This window comes from Globicatella sp. PHS-GS-PNBC-21-1553 (genome assembly GCF_033564055.1).
Taxonomy (GTDB): domain Bacteria; phylum Bacillota; class Bacilli; order Lactobacillales; family Aerococcaceae; genus Globicatella; species Globicatella sulfidifaciens.
In genome coordinates, this window is sequence record NZ_CP085470.1 from 1,198,190 (window position 1) to 1,224,020 (window position 25,831).

The 25,831-nt window shown below is 34.9% G+C and carries 19 protein-coding genes and 1 pseudogene; 15 read left to right on the top strand and 5 right to left on the bottom strand.

The window, feature by feature from the left end; genetic code table 11:
* Positions 1-113 precede the first annotated feature (113 nt).
* The 7 genes from LB888_RS05640 to LB888_RS05670 all read left to right on the top strand — a co-directional run bounded on the left by LB888_RS05640 (position 114) and on the right by LB888_RS05670 (position 10,319).
* Positions 114-956, top strand: coding sequence for an ROK family protein (locus LB888_RS05640; protein WP_318753891.1), 843 nt, complete (start codon positions 114-116; stop codon positions 954-956).
* Between the two features lie 498 nt (positions 957-1,454).
* Positions 1,455-2,819, top strand: a complete 1,365-nt coding sequence (locus LB888_RS05645; protein ID WP_318753892.1) for a carbohydrate ABC transporter substrate-binding protein — start codon at positions 1,455-1,457, stop codon at positions 2,817-2,819.
* A gap of 82 nt (positions 2,820-2,901) precedes the next feature.
* Entirely contained in the window at positions 2,902-3,867 is a 966-nt protein-coding gene (locus LB888_RS05650; RefSeq protein ID WP_318753893.1) for a sugar ABC transporter permease, read from the top strand.
* Complete coding sequence (locus tag LB888_RS05655; RefSeq protein ID WP_318753894.1) at positions 3,857-4,702, top strand: carbohydrate ABC transporter permease; 846 nt, start codon at positions 3,857-3,859, stop codon at positions 4,700-4,702. The genes LB888_RS05650 and LB888_RS05655 overlap by 11 nt, the downstream gene beginning before the upstream one ends.
* Before the next feature lie 29 nt (positions 4,703-4,731).
* The gene (locus LB888_RS05660) at positions 4,732-7,143 is read left to right on the top strand and encodes a carbohydrate binding domain-containing protein (RefSeq protein ID WP_318753895.1); all 2,412 of its coding nucleotides are present in this window, start codon (positions 4,732-4,734) and stop codon (positions 7,141-7,143) included.
* Positions 7,144-7,182: 39 nt separating this feature from the next.
* Positions 7,183-7,926, top strand: a complete 744-nt coding sequence (locus tag LB888_RS05665) for a helix-turn-helix transcriptional regulator (protein ID WP_318753896.1) — start codon at positions 7,183-7,185, stop codon at positions 7,924-7,926.
* A 119-nt stretch (positions 7,927-8,045) separates the two neighbouring features.
* Positions 8,046-10,319 carry a beta-glucosidase gene (locus LB888_RS05670; protein WP_318753897.1) on the top strand — a complete coding sequence of 758 codons (2,274 nt, stop codon included), beginning with the start codon at positions 8,046-8,048 and terminating at the stop codon, positions 10,317-10,319.
* A gap of 333 nt (positions 10,320-10,652) precedes the next feature.
* Here the strand turns inward: LB888_RS05670 and LB888_RS05675 are convergent, their stop codons facing one another.
* Positions 10,653-11,264, bottom strand: a complete 612-nt coding sequence (locus tag LB888_RS05675) for an NUDIX hydrolase (protein ID WP_412928324.1) — start codon at positions 11,262-11,264, stop codon at positions 10,653-10,655.
* Positions 11,265-11,605: 341 nt separating this feature from the next.
* Here LB888_RS05675 and pgeF point away from each other — a divergent pair, with 341 nt between their 5' ends.
* Both pgeF and LB888_RS05685 read left to right on the top strand, forming a co-directional pair.
* The gene (gene pgeF, locus LB888_RS05680; protein ID WP_318753900.1) at positions 11,606-12,349 is read left to right on the top strand and encodes a peptidoglycan editing factor PgeF; all 744 of its coding nucleotides are present in this window, start codon (positions 11,606-11,608) and stop codon (positions 12,347-12,349) included.
* A 91-nt stretch (positions 12,350-12,440) separates the two neighbouring features.
* Entirely contained in the window at positions 12,441-13,403 is a 963-nt protein-coding gene (locus tag LB888_RS05685) for a lactate/malate family dehydrogenase (protein WP_318753901.1), read from the top strand.
* A 671-nt stretch (positions 13,404-14,074) separates the two neighbouring features.
* On the opposite strand, the gene LB888_RS05690 is transcribed toward LB888_RS05685, so the two are convergent.
* Entirely contained in the window at positions 14,075-15,253 is a 1,179-nt protein-coding gene (locus LB888_RS05690) for an aminotransferase class I/II-fold pyridoxal phosphate-dependent enzyme (protein ID WP_318753902.1), read from the bottom strand.
* A gap of 149 nt (positions 15,254-15,402) precedes the next feature.
* On the opposite strand from LB888_RS05690, the gene efp reads away from it, so the two are divergent.
* Together efp and LB888_RS05700 are read left to right on the top strand one after the other, a co-directional pair.
* On the top strand, positions 15,403-15,966 hold the full coding sequence (gene efp, locus LB888_RS05695; RefSeq protein WP_318753903.1) for an elongation factor P: 564 nt from the start codon (positions 15,403-15,405) through the stop codon (positions 15,964-15,966).
* Positions 15,967-16,049: 83 nt separating this feature from the next.
* Positions 16,050-17,063, top strand: coding sequence for a Gfo/Idh/MocA family oxidoreductase (locus LB888_RS05700; protein ID WP_318753905.1), 1,014 nt, complete (start codon positions 16,050-16,052; stop codon positions 17,061-17,063).
* A 616-nt stretch (positions 17,064-17,679) separates the two neighbouring features.
* Here LB888_RS05700 and LB888_RS05705 read toward each other — a convergent pair.
* Positions 17,680-19,552, bottom strand: a pseudogene (locus LB888_RS05705) (fructose-1,6-bisphosphatase).
* A 136-nt stretch (positions 19,553-19,688) separates the two neighbouring features.
* On the opposite strand from LB888_RS05705, the gene LB888_RS05710 reads away from it, so the two are divergent.
* Positions 19,689-20,324, top strand: a complete 636-nt coding sequence (locus tag LB888_RS05710; RefSeq protein WP_318753906.1) for an HI_0552 family protein — start codon at positions 19,689-19,691, stop codon at positions 20,322-20,324.
* 359 nt (positions 20,325-20,683) lie between these two features.
* Here the strand turns inward: LB888_RS05710 and LB888_RS05715 are convergent, their stop codons facing one another.
* A complete protein-coding gene (locus tag LB888_RS05715; protein WP_318753907.1) occupies positions 20,684-21,601 on the bottom strand; it encodes a serine hydrolase in 918 nt (305 codons plus the stop codon).
* Positions 21,602-21,861: 260 nt separating this feature from the next.
* Positions 21,862-22,536 carry a deoxyribonuclease I gene (locus tag LB888_RS05720; RefSeq protein WP_318753908.1) on the bottom strand — a complete coding sequence of 225 codons (675 nt, stop codon included), beginning with the start codon at positions 22,534-22,536 and terminating at the stop codon, positions 21,862-21,864.
* 125 nt (positions 22,537-22,661) lie between these two features.
* On the opposite strand from LB888_RS05720, the gene lepB reads away from it, so the two are divergent.
* The 3 genes from lepB to pnpS all read left to right on the top strand — a co-directional run bounded on the left by lepB (position 22,662) and on the right by pnpS (position 25,657).
* Positions 22,662-23,099, top strand: coding sequence for a signal peptidase I (lepB, locus tag LB888_RS05725; RefSeq protein ID WP_318753956.1), 438 nt, complete (start codon positions 22,662-22,664; stop codon positions 23,097-23,099).
* 29 nt (positions 23,100-23,128) lie between these two features.
* A complete protein-coding gene (locus LB888_RS05730) occupies positions 23,129-23,902 on the top strand; it encodes a response regulator transcription factor (protein WP_318753909.1) in 774 nt (257 codons plus the stop codon).
* Positions 23,903-24,079: 177 nt separating this feature from the next.
* On the top strand, positions 24,080-25,657 hold the full coding sequence (pnpS, locus tag LB888_RS05735) for a two-component system histidine kinase PnpS (protein WP_318753910.1): 1,578 nt from the start codon (positions 24,080-24,082) through the stop codon (positions 25,655-25,657).
* The last annotated feature ends 174 nt before the right edge of the window (positions 25,658-25,831 follow it).

Below are 25,831 nucleotides of genomic sequence, written 5' to 3' on the forward strand. Positions count from 1 at the left end.
TTTGATAAAAAATATAGGATATAAGAAAGCGCTCTAGTCACTTGAACGCAAAAATGATAAACTAATCTTTAAAGAGAGAAGGTTAGTTTATTTTGATGAAGGTGGGAAGAAAAATGAAAATACTCTGTTTTGATATGGGAGGAACAGCTGTCAAATATGGTGTTTGGGATGACGACAAGATAACGAATATTGGATCGTTTAAAACTCCAACAACTTGGGATGAAATGAAACAACAAATGAGACAAGTGGCAACTAAATTCACTGATGTTGAAGGGGTCGGTATTAGCTCGCCTGGTTCTGTCGATTCAAAATTAGGGGTGATTAGAGGCATTAGTGCCATTCCTTATATCCATAATTTTGAAATTGTTAAAGAATTGACAGAGTTATTTAATAAACAAGTAACCATCGAAAATGATGCGAATTCAGCGGCTTTAGCAGAACTTTATTATGGCAGAGCAAAAGACTTAAACAATGTCGTTTTTTATATTATTGGTTCGGGTATTGGTGGAGCTGTTAGTATCAATAAACAACTTGTTAAAGGGGCGAATCTATTTGGTGGCGAAATAGGGTATATGTTAATGGATGGTAAAAAAACATTGAGTCAAATTGCTAGTCCGGTAGAAACAGCTAAACGCTATCATTTTGAATCCGGTAAAGAGTTATTTGACTTAGCAGCTAAAGGAAATGAACAAGCGAAGGTAGGTGTTGAGGAAGTCTATGATACTTTGGCTAGAAGTATGTATAATGTGGCCTTAATGCTAGACCCTGAACTCATTTTAATTGGAGGGGGCATCTCACAAAGGGATGATTTTCTGGCACCGATTCAAGTAAAGCTTGACCATTATTTAAAAGCAAACGGTGCAGGTGATTTGAAGATTAAGATTGATCGTTGTGAATTTCTGCAAAATGCGAACTTAATTGGTGCGGCGGTTAATTATCAAAATACAAAAGATTAGAGCAATAATTGAGATAAATGGAAGATAGTTTACGATTTTAAATTTTAAGTGACTAGATTCATTTATGGATTAACTAATATTAATCAATTTCAATTTATTTTTATTGGACGGCATTGGAAATGAAAAATCAATTTTTCTTCTAATGTCATTTTTTGTACCTGTTTGATGATAAAAATGTCATTTTTATGCGGTTTTATTGCTATAATGATAAAATATCAACATTATTAAGAATAAAATATAAAACATTAATGTTAGCTGAAAAACAGATAAAATACTGTGTTAACAGTGTTTATATAATGTTTCTAATAAACATTATAATTTGAATATTTTTGAAATTATTTTAAAATATTATATTTTTTATTAATGTAAGCGGATAATTTAATGTCATCAATATGGTATTTTTGTCAGAAACATGGTAAACGCTATCATAAGATATTGATATGATAAAGACATCAAATGGCATTAAGTAATTAATGGCAAAAATTTAGGAGGGTTTTTATGAGAAAATTGTTGGCAAAAAGTTGTTTAGCATTGACTCTTAGTTCAGTTTTATTATCATCTGCAGCATCTTTAGTTAAGGTAAATGCTGAAGAAGGTAAAGTCATTAATATTTATTCTTGGAACAATGAGTTCCGTGACCGTGTAACGGCAGTTTATTCTAAAGTAGAGAGTACATCTGAAGATGGAACCGTAACTAAATTAACAGATGGTACTGAAATTCACTGGATTGTAAATCCTAACCAAGATGGTGTGTATCAACAAAAATTAGACGAGGCATTATTAAGACAAGCAGACGCTGGTGCCGATGAAAAAGTGGATATTTTCTTATCTGAAACCGACTATGTTAATAAATACGTAGACGAAGCAGTTGATGTGGCAATGCCATTAATTGATTTAGGTATTGACCCAGAAAAAGATTTAGCGGACCAATTTGATTTCGCTAAATCAACACCTTCTGATCAAAGTGGTGTTCAAAGAGGTTCTACTTGGCAAGGAACACCAGGGCTATTAGTTTATCGTCGTGATATTGCGAAAGAAGTATTTGGAACCGATGACCCAGCAGAAATTGCTAAAAAGACTGAAAATTGGGATGTCTTAAAACAAACAGCGGATGAATTAAAAGCTAAAGGTTACCATGTTTTCTCTTCTTATGCTGATACTTTCCGCTTATATGGTAATGCGATTGAACATCCTTGGGTTGAAAAAGATTCAACTGTCATTAATGTCGATCAAAAAATTCTTGATTGGGTAAATGATTCTAAAGAATGGAAAGACGCAGGTTATTTTGATGAGACAGTAAAAGCGCAATGGAATGATGACTGGAATAAAGCAATGGGTTCAGAATCTAAGTCATTTGCTTTCTTATTCCCTGCTTGGGGTATCGACTTCGTATTAAAACCAAACTGGGATGGCGAAGCTGGTTCTTGGGCAGTGACTACTCCTCCTCAAGAATATAACTGGGGTGGTTCTTACATTCATGCAGCTGCTGGAACAGATAACGTCGAACATGCAAAAGAAATTATCATGGAATTAACAGCAAATAAAGATAACTTAATGAAGATTTCTAAAGAGTACTTAGACTTTACCAATACTAAAAGCGGTATGAAAGAAGTAAGTGAAGATGATACCTTCTCACATGAATTCTTAGGTGGACAAAATCCATTTACTTACTTTACACCTGTTGCCGAAAATATTAAAGTAGCACCATTATCAGCTTATGATCAAGCGTGTGTGGAAGAAATTCAAAATGCATTTGGCGATTACTTCCAAGATCAAGTTACATTTGATGAAGCAAAAGCAAACTTTGAAACTGCGATTAAAGAACGCCATCCAGAAATTACTGAAATTAAATGGCCAGAATAATCAAGTAAAATAATATTTAATAAGGCGAAGTAAGCAGTCGATAACTTGCTTTACTTCGCTTTATTTCTTGGAGGGAATGAATATGAAACAAAATAAAAAGCTAGTCGATTACTCAAGATGGGGATATTACTTTATTCTACCATTTTTCATAACTTACTTTATTTTTTCTTTAATACCATTGTTAGATACCATTCGTTTTAGTTTTTTTGAATATTTTAGATCAGGAATTCGTCAAATTGGACCAAATTTTGTAGGGTTAAAAAATTATCAGGCATTATTAGAATCTGATATGTTGCGTTATGCAACTAATACCATGATTTTATGGTTATTAGGATTTATTCCGCAAATTGTAGTTGCTATGTTATTAGCTGTTTGGTTTACAGACAAAAGATTAAAAATTAAAGGTCTGCAATTTTTTAAGGTCGTAATGTACTTACCGAACTTAATTATGGCTTCTGCTTTTGCTATGATGTTTTTCGCGCTATTTTCAACTAATGGGCCGGTCAATTCAATTCTTTTAAATTTAGGTTGGATTAATCAAAAAATTGACTTTTTAGGAACGCCTTTTGGAACCCGCGCTATGATTGCTTTTATGAACTTTTTAATGTGGTTTGGAAACACCGCAATATTATTAATGGCTGCTATTTTAGGGATTAATGAGGAAATATTTGAATCTGCTGAAATGGATGGTTGTACGCCATTACAAAAATTTTTCCATATTACATTGCCATTAATTCGACCAATATTGGCATATACTTTAATTACCTCGATTATTGGTGGGTTACAAATGTTTGACGTGCCACAAATCTTAACGAATGGACAAGGTTCGCCAAATAGAACTTCCATGACTCTAATTATGTTCTTAAACAGTCACTTGAAGAGTAAAAACTATGGTATGGCTGGGGCATTATCTGTCTATTTATTTATCGTAAGTGGTATTTTATGCTATTTCGTTTATAAAATGTTAGAAGAGAAAGATCCGACTGGAATGATGCGAGAAAAAGCAAAACAAAGTCGTAAAAAGGGAGTGTTAACAAATGCAAAATAAAAATAATTTTTTGGTAAGTAAGGTTTTTCGCTATATTGTGTTAATTATTTTATCAATCCTTTGTTTGTTCTCTTTTTATATTTTGTTAATTAATTCTACTCGTTCTCACGCTGATTTACAAAAAGGCTTCTCAGCTTTACCAGGAAAATTCTTTTGGGAAAATTTAAAGAAAGTTGCTAATGACGGTACTTTCCCAATGTTTAGAGGGATTGCGAATAGTGTTTGGGTTTCTTCTGCGGTAGCGGTAATCTGTACCTATTTTTCAGCCTTAACAGCTTATGGTATCTATCGTTATGATTTTAAATTAAAAAAATTAGCTTTTACATTTATTATGGCAATTTTAGTCATGCCAACTCAGGTAACGGCGATGGGATTCTTACGTTTAATTACGAATATGAAATTAAATGATACTTTATGGCCATTAATTTTACCTTCAATTGCTTCCCCAGCCGTTTTCTATTTTATGTACAGCTATTTACAAGCTTCCTTATCACTATCAATTGTTGAGGCGGCTCGTATAGATGGATGTGGAGAGTTTGCTATCTTTAATCGGATTGTGTTGCCGATAATGAAGCCGGCGATTGCGGTTCAAGCCATTTTCGTTTTCGTAGGAGCATGGAATAATTACTTTATTCCAGCATTGATTATTGACTCAAAAGACAAAATGACTGTGCCAGTTTTAATTGCGACTTTACGTGGAGCGGACTTTATGAACTTCGATATGGCGAAGGTTTATATGATGATTGTGGTTGCTATCATTCCTATTGTGATTGTTTATCTGTTGCTATCTAAGTACATCATTGCTGGTGTTACTTTAGGAAGTGTGAAGGAATAAAAATATATAGATAAAGGGGTCTGTTATAGGTGAAAAAAAGTTCAAAGAAATGGTTGTCTTTATTATCGGTTATGGCATTAGGAAATTTAACACCGATTAATATCTTAGCAGAGGATTCAACAAGTGTGGAAGAAACATCGATTGAAACACAAGCAGTTAAATCAGACGATTCAACAACGACAGAAAGCTCAAATGAAGGAACATCTAAAGTGGAATACGCTAGTGAGTACCTTGAAAAATACCAAGAGCAAGGAGTTAACTTTGAAGAGTATGACTTTGTATGGGGCGATGAATTTGAGGGAGATCAGCTAAATCGTGATGATTGGAATGTTGAATTGCATGAGCCAGGTTGGGTGAACGAAGAGTGGCAAGAATATATTGATGATGAAAAAGTTTTACAAGTAAATGATGGAAAATTAGTAATTCAACCAGTAAAAGAGTCGGTTGATGGTCAAGACCTGTATTATTCTGGTCGTGTTAATACACAAAACAAACAAAATTTTAAATATGGTTTTTTTGAAGCAAAAGTAAGAGTCCCTAAAGGGCAAGGCTATTTACCTGCATTTTGGTTGATGTCTGCAGATGAAAATGTCTATGGACAGTGGCCGCGTTGTGGTGAAATTGATATCATGGAAGTGCATGGTAGTGATACGACTAAAAGTTATGGAACAATCCATTACGGCAATCCACATCGTGAAAGTCAAGGTGAAATGCAATTGACTGAAGGGGATTTTAGTGAAGAGTATCATGTATTTGCGCTCGAATGGTTACCTGGAAAAATCAATTGGTTTGTCGATGGACAACTGATTCATTCTGAAAGCGAATGGTATTCAAAAACCGAAGGACAAGGTGAAATTACCTACCCTGCGCCATTTGATTCAGAATTTTATGTGATTTTAAATTTAGCAGTAGGTGGTAGCTGGGTTGGCTATCCAGACGATTCAACCGAATTTGAAGGTCAATCCTATGATATTGATTATGTCAGAGTCTATCAAAAAGAAGCTTATGATGAAAATGTTCAAAAACCTACACAAGAATTTGCTGCACGTGAAGCCGATGAATCAGGTAATTATATTGTTAATGGTGATTTTTCAGAAAGTGAAGAATTATCGGATGAAGACAATTGGATTTTCTTGACGACGCAAGGTGGCGAGGCAGAAGCGAGTATTGCGGATAATCAGTTATCGATTAATACCACTGCTAATGGTGAGGTGGATTATAGTGTTCAGTTAGTTCAAGCTCATTTGCCAATGGAACAAAATTATCAGTATCAAGTTAGCTTTACGGCATGGAGTGACCAAGAACGTTTGGGTAGAGTGAATGTAACTGGTCCAGATAATGGTTATATTCGATATTTTGAGGATCAAGAATTTGAATTAACCTCAGAGCCCCAGACGTTTGAGTTTGAATTTGCAATGAATGAAGCTTCAGATGAAAATGGACGATTAGAATTTAATTTAGGTGGTTACGATGAAGCCACTCCATTTTACTTAAAAGACGTCAGTGTGAAGCGTTTAGAGAAAACTGAAGGTTCTGAAACGACAGAAGGTAAAACCGTATTATCAGATGGCAACTATGTTTATAATGGCAAATTCCAAGAAGGCGATTATCATATTGGTTTCTGGCAATGGGATGGTGGTGCCTTAGAAGAAGCTATTTCACCTTTGGAAGACGGTCGCCGTTTAATTGTTGCTGGTGGCAAGACGAGTACATTACTTCAAGAACAGTTACCATTAGATGCAGGGGTAGAATATGAATTTTCACTAGATGTTGAAGCTGAAGAAAACTTCACATTAAAAGGCAAGATAGGTGAATCTGAATTCGAGTTACCTGTAGAAAAAGGGTTAAATCCTTATCGTTATAGTTTTACCTTAGAGGAAGAACAACTCAATAATACCGATTTAACGTTAACTTTTGATAATGTGAATGAAGTCAGAGTCGATAATGTAAAAGTGCAAGAAAATCGTTTAATTAAAAATGGTAGCTTTAATGCTGGCTTAACAGGTTATAATCCTTTTATTGATGCTTCTGCTAATGCAACGGTTGTGGTGGATAGCTTGAATGAGGACAATGCAGCTGATTTTACGATTTATAATACCGGTGACCAGGCATGGAAAATTCAATTGATTCAAGAACAAGTTCCTTTAATAAAAGGGAAGACATATCGCTTAACCTTCAAGGCCAAAAGTAGTGTAGAACGTAGTATTATGTATGCTTTGCAACGAGATGGGAAAGCAGATGATGTATGGACGACTTATTTGCCGGAACAGATTGTACCGTTAAAAGCTGACTATCAAGAGTATCGATATGAATTTACGATGGAAGAACCCGATGATTTGAAAGCAATGTTGAGTATTTCGTTAGGTGCCGTGGAAGATAAAGTCATCGAACAAGAACATCGCGTAGTTATTGACGATATTGAATTAGAAGAAGTAAACTAAAAGAGAAGACAATAAATGGAATGAAGTTGAGGTGTAAAAATGAACCCGTTGAATGATAAATGGATTATTAATTCCGATTTAGAGCAAATAGGGATAAAACACCGCAAATTATCTGAAGAGTATTTATTTTATAAAGCAGTAGCAGATGGCAATTTGGGTGCGATAGATAAAAATTTACGAGCAAATAAATTTATTGAAGTTGAAGGCGTAGGTAAACTATCCAAAAATCCTTTAGTAAATATCAAATATCATTTTGTCATCACTACCGCCATGGTAACAAGATATTGTAGTAATTACGGAATGGAACCTGAACGCGCTTTTCGTTTAAGTGATTATTATATTCAAAAGTTAGATAATTTACAAACGATTGAAGAAGTTCATGAGCTTCATGATGAAATGGTTTGGGATTTTACTAATAAAATGCGAATGTTAAAAATTAGTGATGCGATTTCCAAACATGTTGTAGAATGTAAAAATTATATTTATACGCATATTCAAGATCGTATTTTAGTTGAGGATATTGCATTGGAATTGGATGTAACACCAAGCTATTTGTCAAGATTATTCAAATCAGAAATGGGAATGCCTATCAGTAAGTACATTAATCAACAAAAAATAAAGTTGGCGATGAATTTATTAAGGTATTCTGATGAGTCCGTATTGGATATAGCGAACAAATTTTCTTTCTCATCACAAAGCCATTTTATCAAGCATTTTAAAGAATTTGTGGGTATTACACCTAAGAAATTTCGCGATAAATACTATATGACATTAGAAAAATAGTCAATAATGTGAGTGGAAGTAGGGAGGAAACCAATGAGTAACCAAGATAATGTAAGTGAATTAGTACAACATATAAATATTAAAGAGGGCATTTTAGGAGAAAAAAGATCAATCCTAAAATGTCAGCATTACTGAGACAAGCAGCAGCAGAAAGTATTGTCCTTTTGGAAAATGAGGGTGTATTACCTTTAAAAGCACAAAGCAAATTAGCAGTTTTTGGACGTTCTCAAATAGACTATTTTTATGTAGGATATGGTTCTGGTGGAGAAGTCAATCCACCTTATTTAGTCAATGTTATTCAGGGATTAGAAGAAAAAGATTTATTATTAAATAAAGTATTAATAAAAAAATATCAAACATTTTCTGCTAATAATATAGTAGAAGATGGTATTTGGGGACAATGGCCACGCTTCTTAGAGGAAATGACGTTAACGAATGAAGAAGTAAAGTCAGCTAGCGAAGATTCCGAAATTGCATTAATAGTGATTGGACGCGCGGCTGGTGAAGATCGTGAAAATGTCTTGGAAGAAGGTAGCTATTATTTAACTCAAAAAGAAAAGCAAATGATTGATCAAGTGACCCATTATTTTGAAAAAGTCATCTTAGTTATCAATAGTGGAAATGTCATCGACTTATCCTGGACGGAAAACTATGCCTTTTCAGCTATATTATTTGCTTGGCAAGGTGGTATGGAAAGTGGCAATGCGATTGCGGATGTTTTGATGGGAGATGTGAATCCTTCAGCTAAATTGCCAGACACGATTGCGCGTCATTACGAAGATTATCCAAGTGCTAAACAGTTTGGTCATGAAGAGTATGTAGAATATGTAGAGGATATCTATGTCGGATACCGTTATTTTGAAACATTCCATCCTGAAAAAGTTATTTATCCATTTGGTTATGGGTTAAGTTATACTCAGTTTGCTATGGATTCAGAATTATTAGTAAATGATAAAAGTGTGACGATTAATGTTTCTGTGACTAATATTGGAGAAATGCCGGGTAAAGAGGTGGTTCAAGTCTATTATGAGCCTCCACAAGGAAAATTAGGAAAACCTAAACGCAATTTAATTGAATTTCAAAAAACAGAGCTTCTTCAACCTGGTGAAACAGAGAATTTGAATTTTGAAATTAAACTACAAGACTTAGCTTCCTATGATGATAGTGGTGTAACAGGTCATCCATTTAGCTATGTTCTTGAGGCGGGAGAGTATCAATTTTATGTGGGCGATAGTCTAATAAACTTAGAATTGGTGGGCAATTATCATTTAGAAAAATTATTAGTAATTCAAAAATTGAAACAAATTGCCGCTCCAGTGGAAAATTTTAATCGTTTAGTTGCTACGTTGGAAGAAGGACAATTGATTGAAACTTATCAACCCGTAACTTTACAAAAAGAATCAGTAAAGGAAAGAGTGTTGCAGCATCTGGAAAGTTTATCAGAAGTAAGTTCTGAAGAGACTTTCTTAGATACCGGTAAAACAGTATCAGAGTTGATTCATTCTTTTTCTAAAGAAGAGTTAGACGCCTTAACGCGCGGTGAAGGACCAATGAATAGCTCCTTTGGTCCGAAAGGGAATGCTGGAATGTTTGGTGGAACGATTGAATCATTACGTCAAAAAGGAATTCCTCCGGTTATTACCACAGATGGTCCAGCAGGTATTCGCTTAAATTATTACGCTTCACTTTTACCTTGTGGTACTGCTTTTGCAAGTACGTGGAATTTAGAATTACTGGAAGTGATAGGGATTGAATTTGGAAAAGAATTACTGGACTTAGGTTCCGATATGATTTTAGCACCAGGGATGAATATCCATCGAAATCCTTTAGGTGGGCGAAACTTTGAGTATTTTTCAGAGGATCCTTATTTAACAGGTAAAATGGCTGCAAGTTATGTTATGGGGGTGCAAAGCAATCAAGTTGCAGCTTGCCCAAAACATTTTGCATGTAATAATCAAGAAACAAATCGAAATTATAATGACTCGCGCGTATCGGAACGTGCTTTGCGTGAGATTTATTTAAAAGGATTTGAAATTTGCGTGAAGGAATCTAATCCTTATTCAATCATGTCGTCATATAATAAGATAAATGGGGTATGGGCTCATTATCATTTTGATTTAGCAACAGAAATTTTACGTAATGAATGGAAATATCAAGGGTGTATCTTAACTGATTGGTGGATGCGAATGGCTAAAGACCCAAATTTCGAACATGTTGAAAACAATGCTTATCGAGTCAGAGCACAAGTTGATATTTTAATGCCTGGTGGAAAAGATTTTGTAACAAAGGAATCTGATGATTCTTTAATTCAATCGCTAGAGCATCTCGATGGAATTACTTTAAAAGAAGTGCAACATTCAGCTTTGAATGTTTTAAATCTAATAAAAAAATAAAAGGCTAGGTTAATTGAAAACCTATGTGAATAAACTTAGGTTATATATTTTTTATTGATTTTCTCAAAAAGAAGCAAAGAATTTTAGTAAGAAAAATGGTTCTACAACTTGTAGCGGGAGAAATGATAAAAAATGAGCTCTAAGGCAAGTAATGTTGGTAAAATAGTAAGGCTCTATATTTTTTTGTGTACAACTTAATTTTTAGAGGAAATCACGAGCTTTTTGCATATAAAAATAGCGCTGGTGAAGCTTCCGCCAACACTAAAAATTATAGAACCTAATTTTAACAACGTTGAGTGGACGTAATCCTTGTACTGAAAACAAGGCACTACGTTATTCAACGTTGTTATTTTTGTTTTGAGTGATAATTTGCGTGAAACGATGGGTGAATTGAGCTGTCATTCCCCAGATTGTTTCATCTGTTAAATCATAAAAAGGAATCGCATTACTACGTTGCGAAAAGCGATATTGTTTGCCATTACGGATTTTATTAAATGGAAAATCCTCATTAGGGACGATTTCTGACGCTAATTGATAGTATCTAGGTGGATGATTAATTAAGTCTTTTAAAGAAACGGAAAATATTTTAGCAACTTCTTCATTGGGGGTAATTTGTTGATAATCGTCTATCAAAAGTCTGCCGACAAAACAATGAATGGTCGCTTGAGCATTGACGATATAATCGATTTCTCCTAGAATTTGGATTTGGTTTTCTGAGATGTTTAATTCTTCAGTCGTTTCGCGGATCGCTGCTTGGACAAGTGATTCATTGGCTTCAACTGCTCCACCAGGAAAGGAAACATCACCAGGTTGTGGCACTTGTTCACTTCGGATTTCATATAAGACATGCCATTCGTTCTTTACTTTAATTAAAGGCAATAAGACAGCATATATACGTTTTTGACTAATGGGTTTTGCTTGATAGTTGATTAACGCTTGTTCAATATTATTTAACATGGCGACTCCTTTCTAATTCGAAATACATTAATCTCATCTTATCGGAAACAAATTTTAAAGTCAAATAGACAGTTTGAATCACTTCGTGCTAAGATTGAAAAAAAGTAATATGAAGGAACAATTGAACATTTTATGAATTCAAATGAGGCTTAGCTAGTACGCTTCGTTTGCTTACCATTGTCACCCTGTTCGATTTCTTCAAAATTGTCCAGTCTAATAGCGGGTAAGACCTTATCCATGACATATTGTTCGGTAAAATTATGAGAAACAGAGACGATCAGAAGGGTGTGAAATGACCTTCTAAATATATATTGCTAGGAGTGAGGCAGATGATTATTAAACAACCGTCAAAAAAATTAAACAACTATCAAATTATCCATGCAATTGGAGGGAGTGAGCTAAATTTTAAACAATTAGTTGGCGAAGAAGTTTATCGTCAATCTTTAAATAAAATATTAAAAGCGTTAAACATAGAGCCAAAGCAAGTTCATCATGGTAACCAAGTGCATGGTGCAAATGTAGAGATTGTCAATGCAGATAAAGGTGAACATCCTCTGTTTGCAGGTTACCCACTATCACCAGAAACAGATGGCTTTATTACAGCTGAAGCCGGTGTAGCTCTTTTAGTACGGATGGCGGATTGTACACCGATTGTTATTTATGATCCTATCAGTAAGGTAATAGCAGCCCTTCATTCGGGTTGGCGTAGTACCGTTCAAAAAATTAGTCAGCAAGCGATTGTTAAGATGGTTAATCATTTTGGAACCGATGTCTCTGATTTAATTGCTTATGTCGGTCCTTCAATTGACCAAGAGCATTATGAGGTAGGTTCAGAAGTCTATGAGGCTTTTGAAGCAATTGGTCATCGCGATCGTTATTTTAAAGCAAAAGGTGACAAATTCATTTTAGATATGATCCAGGCCAACATTGAAGTTTTAAAATTAGCGGGTGTAAAAATAGAAAATATTGATTTTTCTACCGAGTCAACATTTGTGAGTGAGAGACTTCATTCAGCTAGAAAAGAAGGTAAAGATTACCAATTAAATGCCTTACTAGTCATGCTGCCTTCATAAAAATGAACTGATTATCCTGGGGTAAAATTTTTTTGAAAAATTAGATGAATTAGTATATCATTAAAATTAAAAAACGATGAGAGGCGATTGGATGAAAACTCATAAATTAGCGATTATAGGTGTAGGACATGTGGGGACGCAAGTATTAGCAAGTGCGCTTCATTCCCATTTATTTTCAGAAATTATTTTAATTGATCCCCGTACAGAATTGGCTACTGGTGAGGCGTTGGATCAGGCCCATGCGACAGGATTATTAAGTCGGCATAATACTAAAATCTATGTGGGACAATATAGTGATTTAATCGATGTCGATATTTGTATTATTGCAGCGTCCTATGTTTATCCCAATGGTGAACTACCAGAAGATCGACAAGCGTTGTTAACTCAAAACGCCTATATTATTCGAGAAATTATGACGAATATTACTCAGGTTACTCATGAGCCAATTTTATTATTTATTACAAACCCTGCTGATACCGTCGTGTATATGGCGGCCACCGAGTTTGACTATCCTAAAAATAAAGTGATTGGGACCGGTTGTAGTTTAGATTCCGCAAGACTGCGTTATATTTTAGCCCAGATGTATGATGTGGCACCCCATTCAGTGCAAGCTTATATGTTAGGTGAACATGGATATACTGCCTTTCCTGCTTTGAGTCATGCGAGTATTGCGGGGATTGGTTATCAACAACTAAAACAGTACTTTCCTAACATCACAGAACGGAATCCAGATGAGATTAAGGAAAAGGTAGTATTAGCGGCTTACGATGTATTTAGAGCAAAAAACGGTGTCACCGATGCGGCTATCGCACAAGTAGCCATCGATATTACACAATCTATTCTGTTAGATGATCACATGATTTATCCCGTAAGTACAGTAGTTGAAGCCAATGAATATCACTCAGAAGCGATTGCTTACAGTCTACCGACCATTATAGGAAAAGAAGGCATTGTAAAAGTCTTACCTATAGCACTTAATGAATGGGAGCAAGCAAAATTAAAAGAGTCTCTCATATCAATCCAAACGAATATTGATTTAGCTAAAAGGATATAGAAAGGGAGTGGACCAGAAGTAGAAAAACGAATGATTTTCGCTTCGTCTGCCTACACCCGCACAGTTGGGAGTAGACCAGAAGTAGAAAATTGAATATTTTTCGCTTCGTCGGTCTACCCCCGCACAGTTGAGTAGGCCTCAAACAAGTCATTAAGACGCCGTTTGAGGCCACTCAACCACTGCGCTTTTAATTAATGAGAAATAACTTGATTGAGTTTACCAAATTTATCTTTAACCTCATTAAGACGCCGTTTGAGGCCACTCAACCACTGCGCTTTTAATTAATGAGAAATAACTTGATTGAGTTTACCAAATTTATCGTTAACCTCATTAAGACGCCGTTTGAGGCCACTCAACCACTGCGCTTTTAATTTAATAACAATAACTTGATTTGAGTTTACAAAATTTATCTTTAACCTCGTTAAGACGCCGTTTGAGACCACTCAACCACTGCGCTTTGAATTAAACAGATATGCCTGAACAGAATTTAAAAAGTTTTTGCCCAACTCATCATATTGTCATTCAAATATAAAACAAGGAACTTTTCAAAATATTGAGATGTTCCTTGTTTATTTATGAGTCTTTTTAGTTATTTAGTCGTGTTTGCAGTAAAATACCAAGAGTTTAATGATGCCGCGGATATTATAACTGTATGAGCTAGATAGATTTAATTAGTTTTGTGTGGGGTATTCTTTCATAAATTTTTCCATCCGGTCCATTGCTTCAGCAATGATGTCGTCGCTTGCAGCATAACTTAAGCGGACGTAATTTTCGCCACCCGTTCCAAATGCTGAACCTGGAATTAATGCAACCTGTGCTTTCGTCGCCAGTTCTCTACCGAATTCAAAGCTGTCTTGAGGATAACCGGCAGGGATTTTAGCGAATAAGTAAAAAGCACCATTTGGTTTAATAATTTCAAATCCCATTTTGGTCATGCGTTCATAAATATAATCGCGTCGTTTAATATAGGCTTCTTTCATGATTAGGGCATCATCTTTACCATCGGTTAGGGCAGCAATACCGGCATGTTGTGAGATACTCGTTGCGTTGGTGATATAGTTTTGGTGAACTTTATTCATTTGATTGGTAATCATCAGTGGAGCAAAGTTAAATCCAACTCGCCATCCGGTCATCGAATAGGATTTAGATAATGACTGTACAACGATTGTTTGTTCTGGTAGATAAGTTGCGATGGAAACATGTTTATCTCCGTAAACAAATTCACTATATACTTCATCACTGACGATGAAAATTGGCTTATCTTTTAAAATATTGGCGATTGCTTGCGCTTCTTCATCGTCCCAAGTGATGCCTGTAGGATTGGTTGGGTAGTTTAAGACAATGGCTTTCACGTCGTCACCATGTTCGGCTAATGCTTGTTCCAACAATTCTGGAGAAAGCACAAATTGATTTGGTTCGGTGTTAATATGAACCGGAATACCGCCATATAAGATAATCATTGATTGGTATAAGGTGAAAAAAGGTGAAGGGATTAGTACTTTATCACCAGGATTAAGAATCGCTTTAAAGGCTATCGACAAACCTTCAGTGGCACCATGAGTAACAATGGTTTCTTCTGGCGTATAATTCAATTGATATTTATCATTTAACCATTGGCATGCAGCTTGTCTTAATTCTAAAACGCCAGAGGCATGAGTATAGCGAGTCGCATTGTTATCAATCGCTAGTTTACCAGCTTCTTTAATATGGCCAGGTGTCGTAAAATCTGGCTCACCTAAAGTCAATTTGATGATGCCTTCAATTTGATTACATAATTCATCAAATTCACGGATGGCCGATATTCCAATTTTTTCAACGTCTTCATTAAAGCGGTTTTCAAACAAATTCATAATCTTCACTTCTCTCATTAAAATTTAATTTGGTATTATTGTAACACATTTATGATTGATACTAAAGATACTAGAATTATGTGGAAAAAATTCATCTTTATGTTATAATGTACGAGTGAAAGATTGATAAATAAAGGAGAAGTTTAAAGATGATTTCTGCAGTAGATTTAAGAGCGGGTATGACATTCGTTCAAGATGGCAAATTAATCCGTGTACTAGAAGCAAGTCACCACAAACCTGGTAAAGGTAATACGGTTATGCGTATGAAATTACGTGACGTACGTTCAGGTGCCACTTATGACACAACCTTCCGTCCGGACGAAAAATTTGAGCGTGCTTATCTTGAAACAAAAGAAGTTCAATACTTATATAGCATGGATGATGTTGCAACCTTCATGGACTTAGAAACATATGAACAATACGAAATTCAAACATCAACGATTGAAAATGAATTGAAATTTCTATTAGAAAATATGGAAGCTAAAATCCAATTTTATGGTTCTGAAGTGATCGGTGTTGAATTACCAACAACGGTTGTATTAACAGTAGCTGAGACACAACCTTCAATTAAAGGTGCCACTGTTACAGGATCTGGCAAACCAGCAACGATGGAGACAGGTTTAGTGGTTAACGTACCAGACTTTATCGAAACAGGAGAAGCGTTAGAAATTAATACCTCTGAAGGTACTTATATGCGTCGTGCACAAAAATAATTAATTAAATAAATCAGGAGGCTGATGTAAAATAGAAAAAGAAATTCTATTTTGCATCGCCTTTTTTAATAGGAGGACTGGAAATGTTAACCATTGGATATATCGGAAATGGTAAGAGTACTAATCGTTATCACTTGCCTTTTGCTAGAAAAGTAGAGGGCATTCGTATTAAGTCGATTTATCATCGTAGTCAACCGAAATGGCAAACCTTTGAAGATATTCATTATACGATGGATTTAGATGAAATATTACAAGATCCAGAAATTGACTTAATTGTCATCACCACTTATTCAGATTCGCATTATCATTTTGCTAAATTAGTTTTGGAAGCTGGTAAACATGCTTTAGTAGAAAAGCCGTTCACCCATACAGCGAACGAAGCAAGAGAACTTTTTCAATTAGCCGAAGCTAAAGGATTGATGTTGCAAGCCTTTCAAAATAGACGCTTTGATTCTGACTATTTAACGACCCTTAAAGTGATTGAAAGTGGCAAGTTGGGGGATGTTTTAGAGTTAGAAATGCATTTTGATTATTTTAGACCTGAAATACCGGAAAATGTTCATGAATTTAAGGTTGAACAAAGTTATTTATATGGTCACGCTTGTCACACTCTGGATCAGGTGATTGCTCATTTTGGCAAAGCCGATCATATTCATTTTGATGTGAGACAATTACTTGGGCCTAATCGAATGAATGATTATTTTGATATCGACCTTTATTACGGTAAAACGAAAGTATCGGTCAAATCAAGTTATTTTAGAATTAAAACACGTCCTAGTTTTGTGGTCTACGGTACTAAAGGGATGTTTATTAAAGAGAAAAAAGACCGCCAGGAAGAACATCTGAAACATTTTTATATGCCTGATAATCCAGACTTCGGTTTAGATTTACCGGAAGATTATGGGACCTTGACTTATATAGATTCTAAAGGGAATTACCATGAAGAGAAAGTGGTGTCTGAGGTGGGAGATTATAGTCGTTTCTATCAGAACTTGTATGACACCATCGTTAATGGCGCTCCAAAAACGGTTTCGGATGATGAGACCCTTTATCAATTAGAAATATTAGAAGCAGGTATTGAATCGATGATTCAGTAATAATTATCACCATTAAATAAACCTGACAATGAGTAGCAAAAGTAGCAATTACTTCGTACTCATTGTCAGGTTTTCTTTTTTAGCCAGTATGTTAATCTAGTGTTGGTTGTTACCGTTTAAAGTGGGAGTGGGCAAGAAGTAGAAAATTAAATAATTTTCGCTTCGTCTGTCCACCCCGCACAGTTGGGAGTAGACCAGAAGTAGAAAATTGAAGTGTTCTCGCTTCGTCGGCCTACCCCCGCACAGTTGAGTAGGCCTCAAACAAGTCGTTAAGATGCAGTTTGCGGGCACTCAACGACTGCGCTTTTAATTATCGCACAATAATTTGATTGAATTTTTCAAGATTACTCTCAACTACCTTAAGGCGCAGTTTACGGGCACTCAACGACTGCGCTATTAATTAACGAACAATAATCTTAACTAGATTTATCAAGTTTATGCCCAGCCTCATTATCAATTTTTAAGCCAGTATTTTAACTTAATGTGAATCATTATTCATTTATCAAGCGGATATTCTCACTTGGGGTTAGTGAGTTTGGTTGATTCTGAAAGTTCTAAAATTAAATTGGTCACTTAAATTGTGATTCCTCCCCATTTTTAAGCTGGTATTCTAATGTTAGTCTTTGTCATTTTCATACAATATGTTGGCCTTAAGCTCTTGAGATTGTCGTGCAAGTTCCTTGCCTATATCAGTATTTTTGACATATTGACGCTCATGACGTTTTTTAACAATTAGTTGTGTTGGAAAAATGTCAAGATATTTTTCAATCGCCTTTTGTTTTGAAGTGAAGGGATGATGCGCAACTAAATACACTTCATTAGAATTATCGACGAGTGTATATCCAGCAATGCCGGTTACTTTTTGATAGGCAGTTGATAAGCCACCATCAATGACAAGCATTTTACCATTGGCCTTAATAGGATTTTCACCTTTGATTGTTTTCACTGGGGTATGACCATTTATAATATAGCCTTCGCTCGTTAAACCAAAATCGTTTAATAATTTTAAGCAAAATTGCTCATTTTTGCGCCATTCATAATAAGGGTTTTTAATTTCGCTATGGACTGTTTTATCAGAGATAAAGTAACGTTCAAAGGTGCGCATAATATCTTTTCCAAAGAGGGTAGAACTAGGACCGCACCATAGGTACCAAAGGGTGTCTGTTGCCCAGTCGTCACGAGAATCTAATTGCTTAAAGCTTTCTTCGATTGAGGTTGCATAGAAGTCCATCAATGATTTACCTTGATAGAGTTGATTATCGATGTTTAATTGGTAATATTGACCTTCTTCGTTAACAGGAATACACCCATGGAAAAGAAGATTATCATTGTAAGTTAAATACATTTTTCCATTTTCTAATAAAAATTCCATGTGTTCTTTTAATTTTGCTGAATTTTGGAACTGATGTAGTAAATCTAATAAAATAAGTTCTTCACCCAAGGTTAATTCATTTGGTTGTTCCCAATCGATTAAATCAAAGCAAGTATTGTCTAAGTGATATTCTTGACCTTCAATGTTGATTGTAAGGGTATTGGGATCAATCATCGGCAGTAAATTGCGATGGTTCATCTGAAATTCTGGGCGACGTTCAATTAATTGGCCCTCTAATTTGAATTGCATGATGGTCATGGCTTGATGCATACAATTTATCGCAGTTTCTGTTGCTGCATCGATAGGTGTTTCGAGTTTAGGTTTAAAAGCAGCATTTTCTTGATAATAACGAAGGGCGAATTTTTTTAATCGGCTTAAGTCAATGTTATAGCTTTCTTCTAAGAATTGGGTGTGTCCATAGCGGAAAGCAATTCTTAAAACTGTAGCAAGACAAGTCATATTACCAGCATAGGCCCCCATCCAGATGATATCGTGGTTTCCTAAAGTAATATCAACGGATGGTAAGCTCATGAGGACATCCATTACTTTATCAGGATGAGCACCACGGTCATAGATATCTCCTAATACATGGAGATGATCGACTACAAATCGTTGGATTAGGTAACTCAATTCAGTTGCAAATTGAGGTGCTAACTCAAGTTCTATTATAGTTTTAAAAATCGTATGATAATAAGCGTTTTTGTTATCGTGTTCATCGTATTGATATAAAAGCTCTTCTAAAATATAAGCATATTCACTCGGTAAAGCCTTTCTTACTTTTGAACGGGTATATTTACTGGACACAAAACGAGTGAGGTTGACTAAATTTTTTAATAAAGATTGCCATTTATCAAAAGAGCGTTGTTTTCCTAAAAAAATCTTCAGGATAATAAATGGCGAAGCAAAGCTCATTAATGGCTTGTTCATCTAGTTCATCTTCAAAAAGGGTTTGTACTTTAATGCGAATAATACCGGAGCAATTACGTCTAATGTGGTCAAAGGCTTCGAATTCACCATGGATATCACTAATAAAATGTTCAGTCGCTTTTGGTAATTCACGGATTGCCTCAAGGTTAATAATCTCAGCTAAATCATTTAAAGTTTTTTTCTTCATCATGATGTAAGGGCCCCCAATCGATTAATATAAATATATTATATCAGATTAAAATTAAATGAGGAGCCACAAGCAAATATTTTTAAAAAAATTGTATTGAGTGTTCCGAGAAGATAAAATAGATAGTGAGGTGATCAGTATGTTACAAGAAGCGCAAGCAATTCAACATTATCTTCAGTATTTAGGGCAAAAATATATTGCACCCCATAAAGCTTTAGATGAAGAAGAATTTATGCTGCAGTTTAAACAGGACGGAGGAAAGGCGCGTAACCAATTTAAAAAAATAGTAGAAGCTTTCAATGACCAACAAAATCTTTTAAAGATGCAACGGGTAAGTAATTGGATGAATCAAGCGCAATTTGGAACACCGTTATTTTATTGTTTTTTTAGAGGGGAAAACGATGAGATGTCTTATCCTGGCATGGCTGTACGTTTATATATCGAAGGACAACGATTAGGATTAACCTGGGAGGTAAGTGTACTTGAGCGAACATTAGCTAAAGATAGTTTGGCGAGACAACGCCGAGTATTGACGGTTCCAGCTAATGACGCCATGTATTATTTAGCTTTTAGTCAAGGTGAACCTTTTATTTATTCAGGTACGGAGGATAATCGCATCTTTTTAAAAAAAGCTGTCGATGTGGGAGAAGTAAGAAAAGTTCTTGTTAAAAGTTTAATTGGATTTTTTGATGAATTTCAAACGATGGATGATTTAATTGAAGCGATAAATCAACAGTTTGAACGATTGTTTCCTTATTATTTAGCCACCAAATAAACAAATTAATTTTGACTGACGAAGATTGAATGACGATTGATATTAATAAAAAAGAGACTGGACGAAATATAATATGAACGGCTCCTTATCAAGTAAATACTAAAAAGTAATGCTACTTTAAAAGGAACCTATCAAATTATTTCTGTTCAGTCTCTTTTTTATTTTATATAAATAGTTAAATGCCACAAAATGATGCCTATTTATTTAATTATGGTCATTTGATAGGCGAAGCAAAAATCAATGGCTATAGACCACTTAGTCTGTCTATATTTAAAACCAAATCATCTAAAGGACACTCTATGCACTTAAAATCGTAGATAGCATTGTGAATGTTTTTAAATGCAATGAATTGATTTTGTTTAAAGTGTTTTGCTGATTGAATTTGATTCGTGTTGAGCTTCAAACCAACGATTTAGTCTCAAGTTGATCAATCCGAAAAATTCATTTTGCATACCATCATAATCAAGGCCTATACTGTCCGTCATGACAACTAAGGTGTAGAGTGGCTCGCCGTTTTCATCAAAATAAATGCCTGTATCATGGAAATACTCATCTAAGTATCCATATTTCACAGCCATATTATCATTAAGATAATATTTTAGTAACCAATGAGGTTGGGCTGCTAACATCGTGTCAACGACATTAGAATAATAATCAGAAGAAGCAATTGCAATTAAGATACCTTCTAATACTTCTGCATTCACATGATTAAATTGATATAATTCTGGGTCATAAATATCGGCACCGCTAAGCATTAACATATCGTTTTGATGGTTGCCAATATAATTAAAGTAATAATGCGTTAATAAATTCCAAGCGGTATTGTCTGAATTGATTAACATTTCATAGATTAAATCTTGCAAAGCGTAACTTGGTTGGATAGGACTATTGGTAATATTGCCGCCACCTTCTTCAAACATTGCCTCAACAAAGGGGATTGGTGTATCAAAAGACAGATACCCTTCATTGATTAATGAAGTATAGAGTGCTGCGGTCGCAACTTTGGTCGTGCTGGCTCCTAACATGGTAATATCACTATTCAAAGTATAGTGTGTATCATCAATAAAGTCATAGAACGCAATAGCGATTTGGTCACTATTGTATTCAAATTCTCTAATCGTATCGTAGAGAATATCGTTTACGGTCTTGTTTTTTATTGAATAATTTTGATCAACATCTTTTAACTGATCATTGGCTTGAACAACCATCAAAGGCGTGATACCGAATGACCAAGCAAAGAGACATAAACAGCATGTTGCAAAAAATCTTTTAAGCAATTTCTTCACCTCTAATAAAAATACCCAATCATTATAACATACAAAAAATAGATAGCTACTCTTTTAATGTGAAGATTTGGTGGATTTCACAAAGAATGTCATTGAGTGAGGTAGTTAGCTAGGCTTTATCACGTTATTACCATTGCCGTATTTGTGCTGAATTAGTTTTAATCAGTTAATTATCATAGTGTAATTGTGATGAATTAGTCTTAATCACTTAATTGCCATTGCCGTACTTGTGATAAATGAGTATTAAACGCTTAATTATGATTGTCGTGGTTCGCGATTAATTGATAACCGTTTAAAAAATGTTCGGATACTTTTTGGTTGGGGCGTAAATGTTGTTGGGCAAATTGAATAATCCATCCGTGAAAAGCGGCCCATTCAGCAACGGTTAATTCACCATTTTTTTCAGCAAACTGTTTTACTGCGGGGTAGGTTAAAGGGACAGGCGCCTTCAGTAATTGAAAAAGTCGTCGTGCATAATTGTCAGCGATAAAGACGGGTTCGTTAAATACATACATTAATAAAACATCTGCCGTTTCAGGTCCAATACCACGCCTTTTTAATAGTTCCTTACGCAGGGAAGGACCAAAATGGGCTTTAATCTTGTCATATTGGTCTTCAAAGGTTTTGGTCCATTCGAAAAACTCTAAAATATTTCGGGATTTATTTTCATGAAAACCACTTGAATGAATTATTTTTTTTAACTCCTGTTGGGAAAGTTGTCGAATGGTTTTCGGAGAAAAACTGGCTTTTTGCCTGATTTGATTGAGTGAGAGTTCGACATTATGCCAGGTAGTATTCTGGACTAAAAAGGCTCCGATAACAATTTCGTGTTTGCTTTCATGTGGCCACCAATCTTCGATGCTCCCTTGATAATGTGTTTTTAATAAGTTAAATAGTTGATTAACAGTAATCAATCGATTGTCCATACAGCTGCTCCTTTACGATTTTCAATATAGGTAAATGAAAGAATCACTCCATGTAACAAAGATTATAGTGAAAATTTTGCGTAAAGTCATCAAAATAGATTATAATGGAAAGGGCAAAGGTGGTCATGAATGTGAGCTATTTTCTTTTGATTTTTTGTATTAGCAGTTTGATTTTTAAGAAGATTCTGGTAAAAATATCTGGGAATTCAATGGCTCCTACTTTTCACTCAGGAGATATCGTTTTATCAAAACCAATTAGAAAAATTCGAAGGTATGATATTGTTATTTTTAAAAGAAAAGAAAAACTGTTCATTAAGCGTGTGATTGGCTTGCCTGATGAATCCCTACGTCTATCACCTAAAGGTGTAGAAATCAATCAAAGAATATTATATGAACCCTATTTAACAGAAGCGAATCGATATTATTTACGTCGTCCAATGGAATGTGTTATTCCTAAAGATAGTTATTTTGTGCTAGGAGATAATCGGCGCAGTTCTGTCGACAGTCGTACTTTGGGCGTTATTAAAAGAGAAGAAATTATCGTTAAAATATTTTCAAAGTAAAAGAGTGCTATATTTTGGAGGTTACCTTAGTGAAACGAATTTTAATTGTTGATGATGAGAGTTCAATCGTAACATTATTGCAGTATACGTTAGAAAATGCCGGTTATGAAGTAGATGTCGCATTAGATGGTAAGACGGCTTATCAAATGATTAAAACCGTAAATTATGATTTTATTGTTTTAGATGTGATGTTACCACAAATGAGTGGGATGGACGTTTGCCGGCGCGTTAGACAAAAAGGCATTCAAACTCCAATATTAATGTTAACAGCTCGTGCAGATGAATATGATAAAATTATTGGTTTAGAGCTAGGAGCTGATGACTATATGACGAAACCCTTTAGTCCAAATGAAGTCTTAGCTCGAATCAAAGCCATTTTAAGAAGATCATCCGTTAGTCATTATCGAGTTGATGATGAAATTGAAGAAGCGGAAGTTGAAAAAGTGCGAATGACACCGGATAATTCAGTACCGATACCTGAAAATGATACCAAAAAAACTTATGGAGATTTAACGATTTTAACTGATCGATTTGAAGTCTGGGTTCGTGGAGAACAAATCGAAATTACACCAAAAGAATATGAATTATTAGTCTATATGACTGATAGACAAGGTCGAACTTTGAGTCGAGAACAATTATTAACGCAAGTTTGGCAATTTGATTACTTAGGAGAGACTAGAATTGTAGATGTTCATATTAGTAATTTAAGAGAAAAAATAGAGCGTAATAATAAAAATCCAGAATATATCATTACCGTTAGAGGGTTTGGCTACCGTTTTGAGGTGCCTGATTATGCAAAATAATACTAAACTTCTAAGTAAACGCAATATTCTATTTATTATCATTGTCTCCATCTTTACTATTGTGCTAGCTGTACTAGCCCTAGATGCAACCGTTCACCGAATGGTCATGCAAGATAGAATGAATCAAGTAATAGAACCCATCCAATTACAGTTGAAAAAAATCAGCCTCTTTCTAAATTGAAGTTAGAGGCAATTGAAGAACAGTATGATGTGTCCATTTTATGGTTTCAACGAGAACAATCTTTAACCAATCAATTGCCGGAACTATCTTATGATAGTAGCAATTTAAATGAAAATATTAAAAAATTGATTTCAGAACAAGTCAATGAAGTAAACAGTAAACCTAAAATATCGTTGAGATCGTCTCATTATTTAGCCATCGTTCCTTTAACCGAAGCGAGTATAGCTAACTGGGTAGTAGTGGTGATGCCAGCGATTAGTTTAGTAGACAATAATTTACAGATTTTATCCGTCATATTAGCCGTTATCATTATCTTGTTAGTCATCGTTATTAGCCTTTTTTGGAGGTACTATTTTATTCCGCTTCGTAAGCTAAATGTTGTGTTGCATAAGCTTTTGAATAAGGATTATCAGTTGCAATTTCCCTTAATACAAAACGGTCACAATGGCATAGTGGGAGAAATGACACAATCACTTCAACAGTTGAGTTCGAATTTAATTAAACAAGAAAATGCTTTATCCACTACGGTTCATCAGCGGAGTGTTCTAATCAATCATCTCATTTTAGGTATTGTTGTTGTTGATTCAGAAGGAAAAATTGTTTTAACCAATCCAGCGGCTAATGCGATGTTGGATATTGTAGATAGAAATATCGGCGAGCATTATACGAGTGTTATTAAAAGTTATCCTATTTTGTCGATGATTGATCGAGTACGCCAAAATCATTTAGCACAACGAGAGGAAGTTGAACTATGGGTGCCGCATACCCAAATTGTTGACGTAAATATTGTTCCTTATGGCCAAGGAAATATCAATGATGAAATTTTAATTTTATTATATGATTTAACGGCTATTAGAAGGTTAGAAGAAGTGCGATCTGAATTTGTCGCCAATGCTTCACATGAACTAAGAACGCCGGTAACAGCGATCAAAGGCTTTGCTGAGACACTACAAAATGGTGCCATGGAAAACCCAGCAATTGCGATGAAATTTATTAATATTATTGCGGATGAGAGTCATCGTTTGGAGCATATTATTGAAGATATTTTATCGTTATCACGAATTGAAAAGCAACAGCTTGCGATTAATGTTACTAGTTTTGATTTAGTAGCGAAGATTCAAAGCTTGTCTCACTTATTTGCTGAGCGTTTGGAACAGAAAAACATGCAATTGGTACTACCAAATTCTGGTCCGATAATGATTGAAACAGATGAACAAAGGATTGAAAATATCGTAACCAATCTAATTGATAATGCGATTAACTATTCTGAGGACAATAAAAAGATTATGGTTCGTGCTGAAGAAAGTTCACGAATGGTTCGTTTATCGATTATTGACCAAGGGGTAGGGATTCCTCCGGAAGAACAAGAGCGAATTTTCGAACGGTTTTATCGTGTAGATAAGGCCAGAAGTCGTCAAACGGGTGGGACAGGATTAGGACTATCAATCGTTCGCCACTTAGTAAAAACAATGAATGGAACCATTTCAGTTGAAAGTAAGGTAGGTCAAGGCTCTAGTTTTACCGTCAGACTGCCCAAATATTGGGGGAAAAGAAATTTAGAAGGAAAAAATTAAAAAATAATATAAAGATTTTAGCAACGTTTTCTATAAAAGAAAGCCCTATAAAGGAAGAGAAAGATTATATTACGACGAGAAAAATAATCTTTCTCTTATTTATTTACGTTCAATTTACAAAACTAATCTTATTTTAATTTTAAACGCTTTTTACTTCATTTAGGTTTACAATAA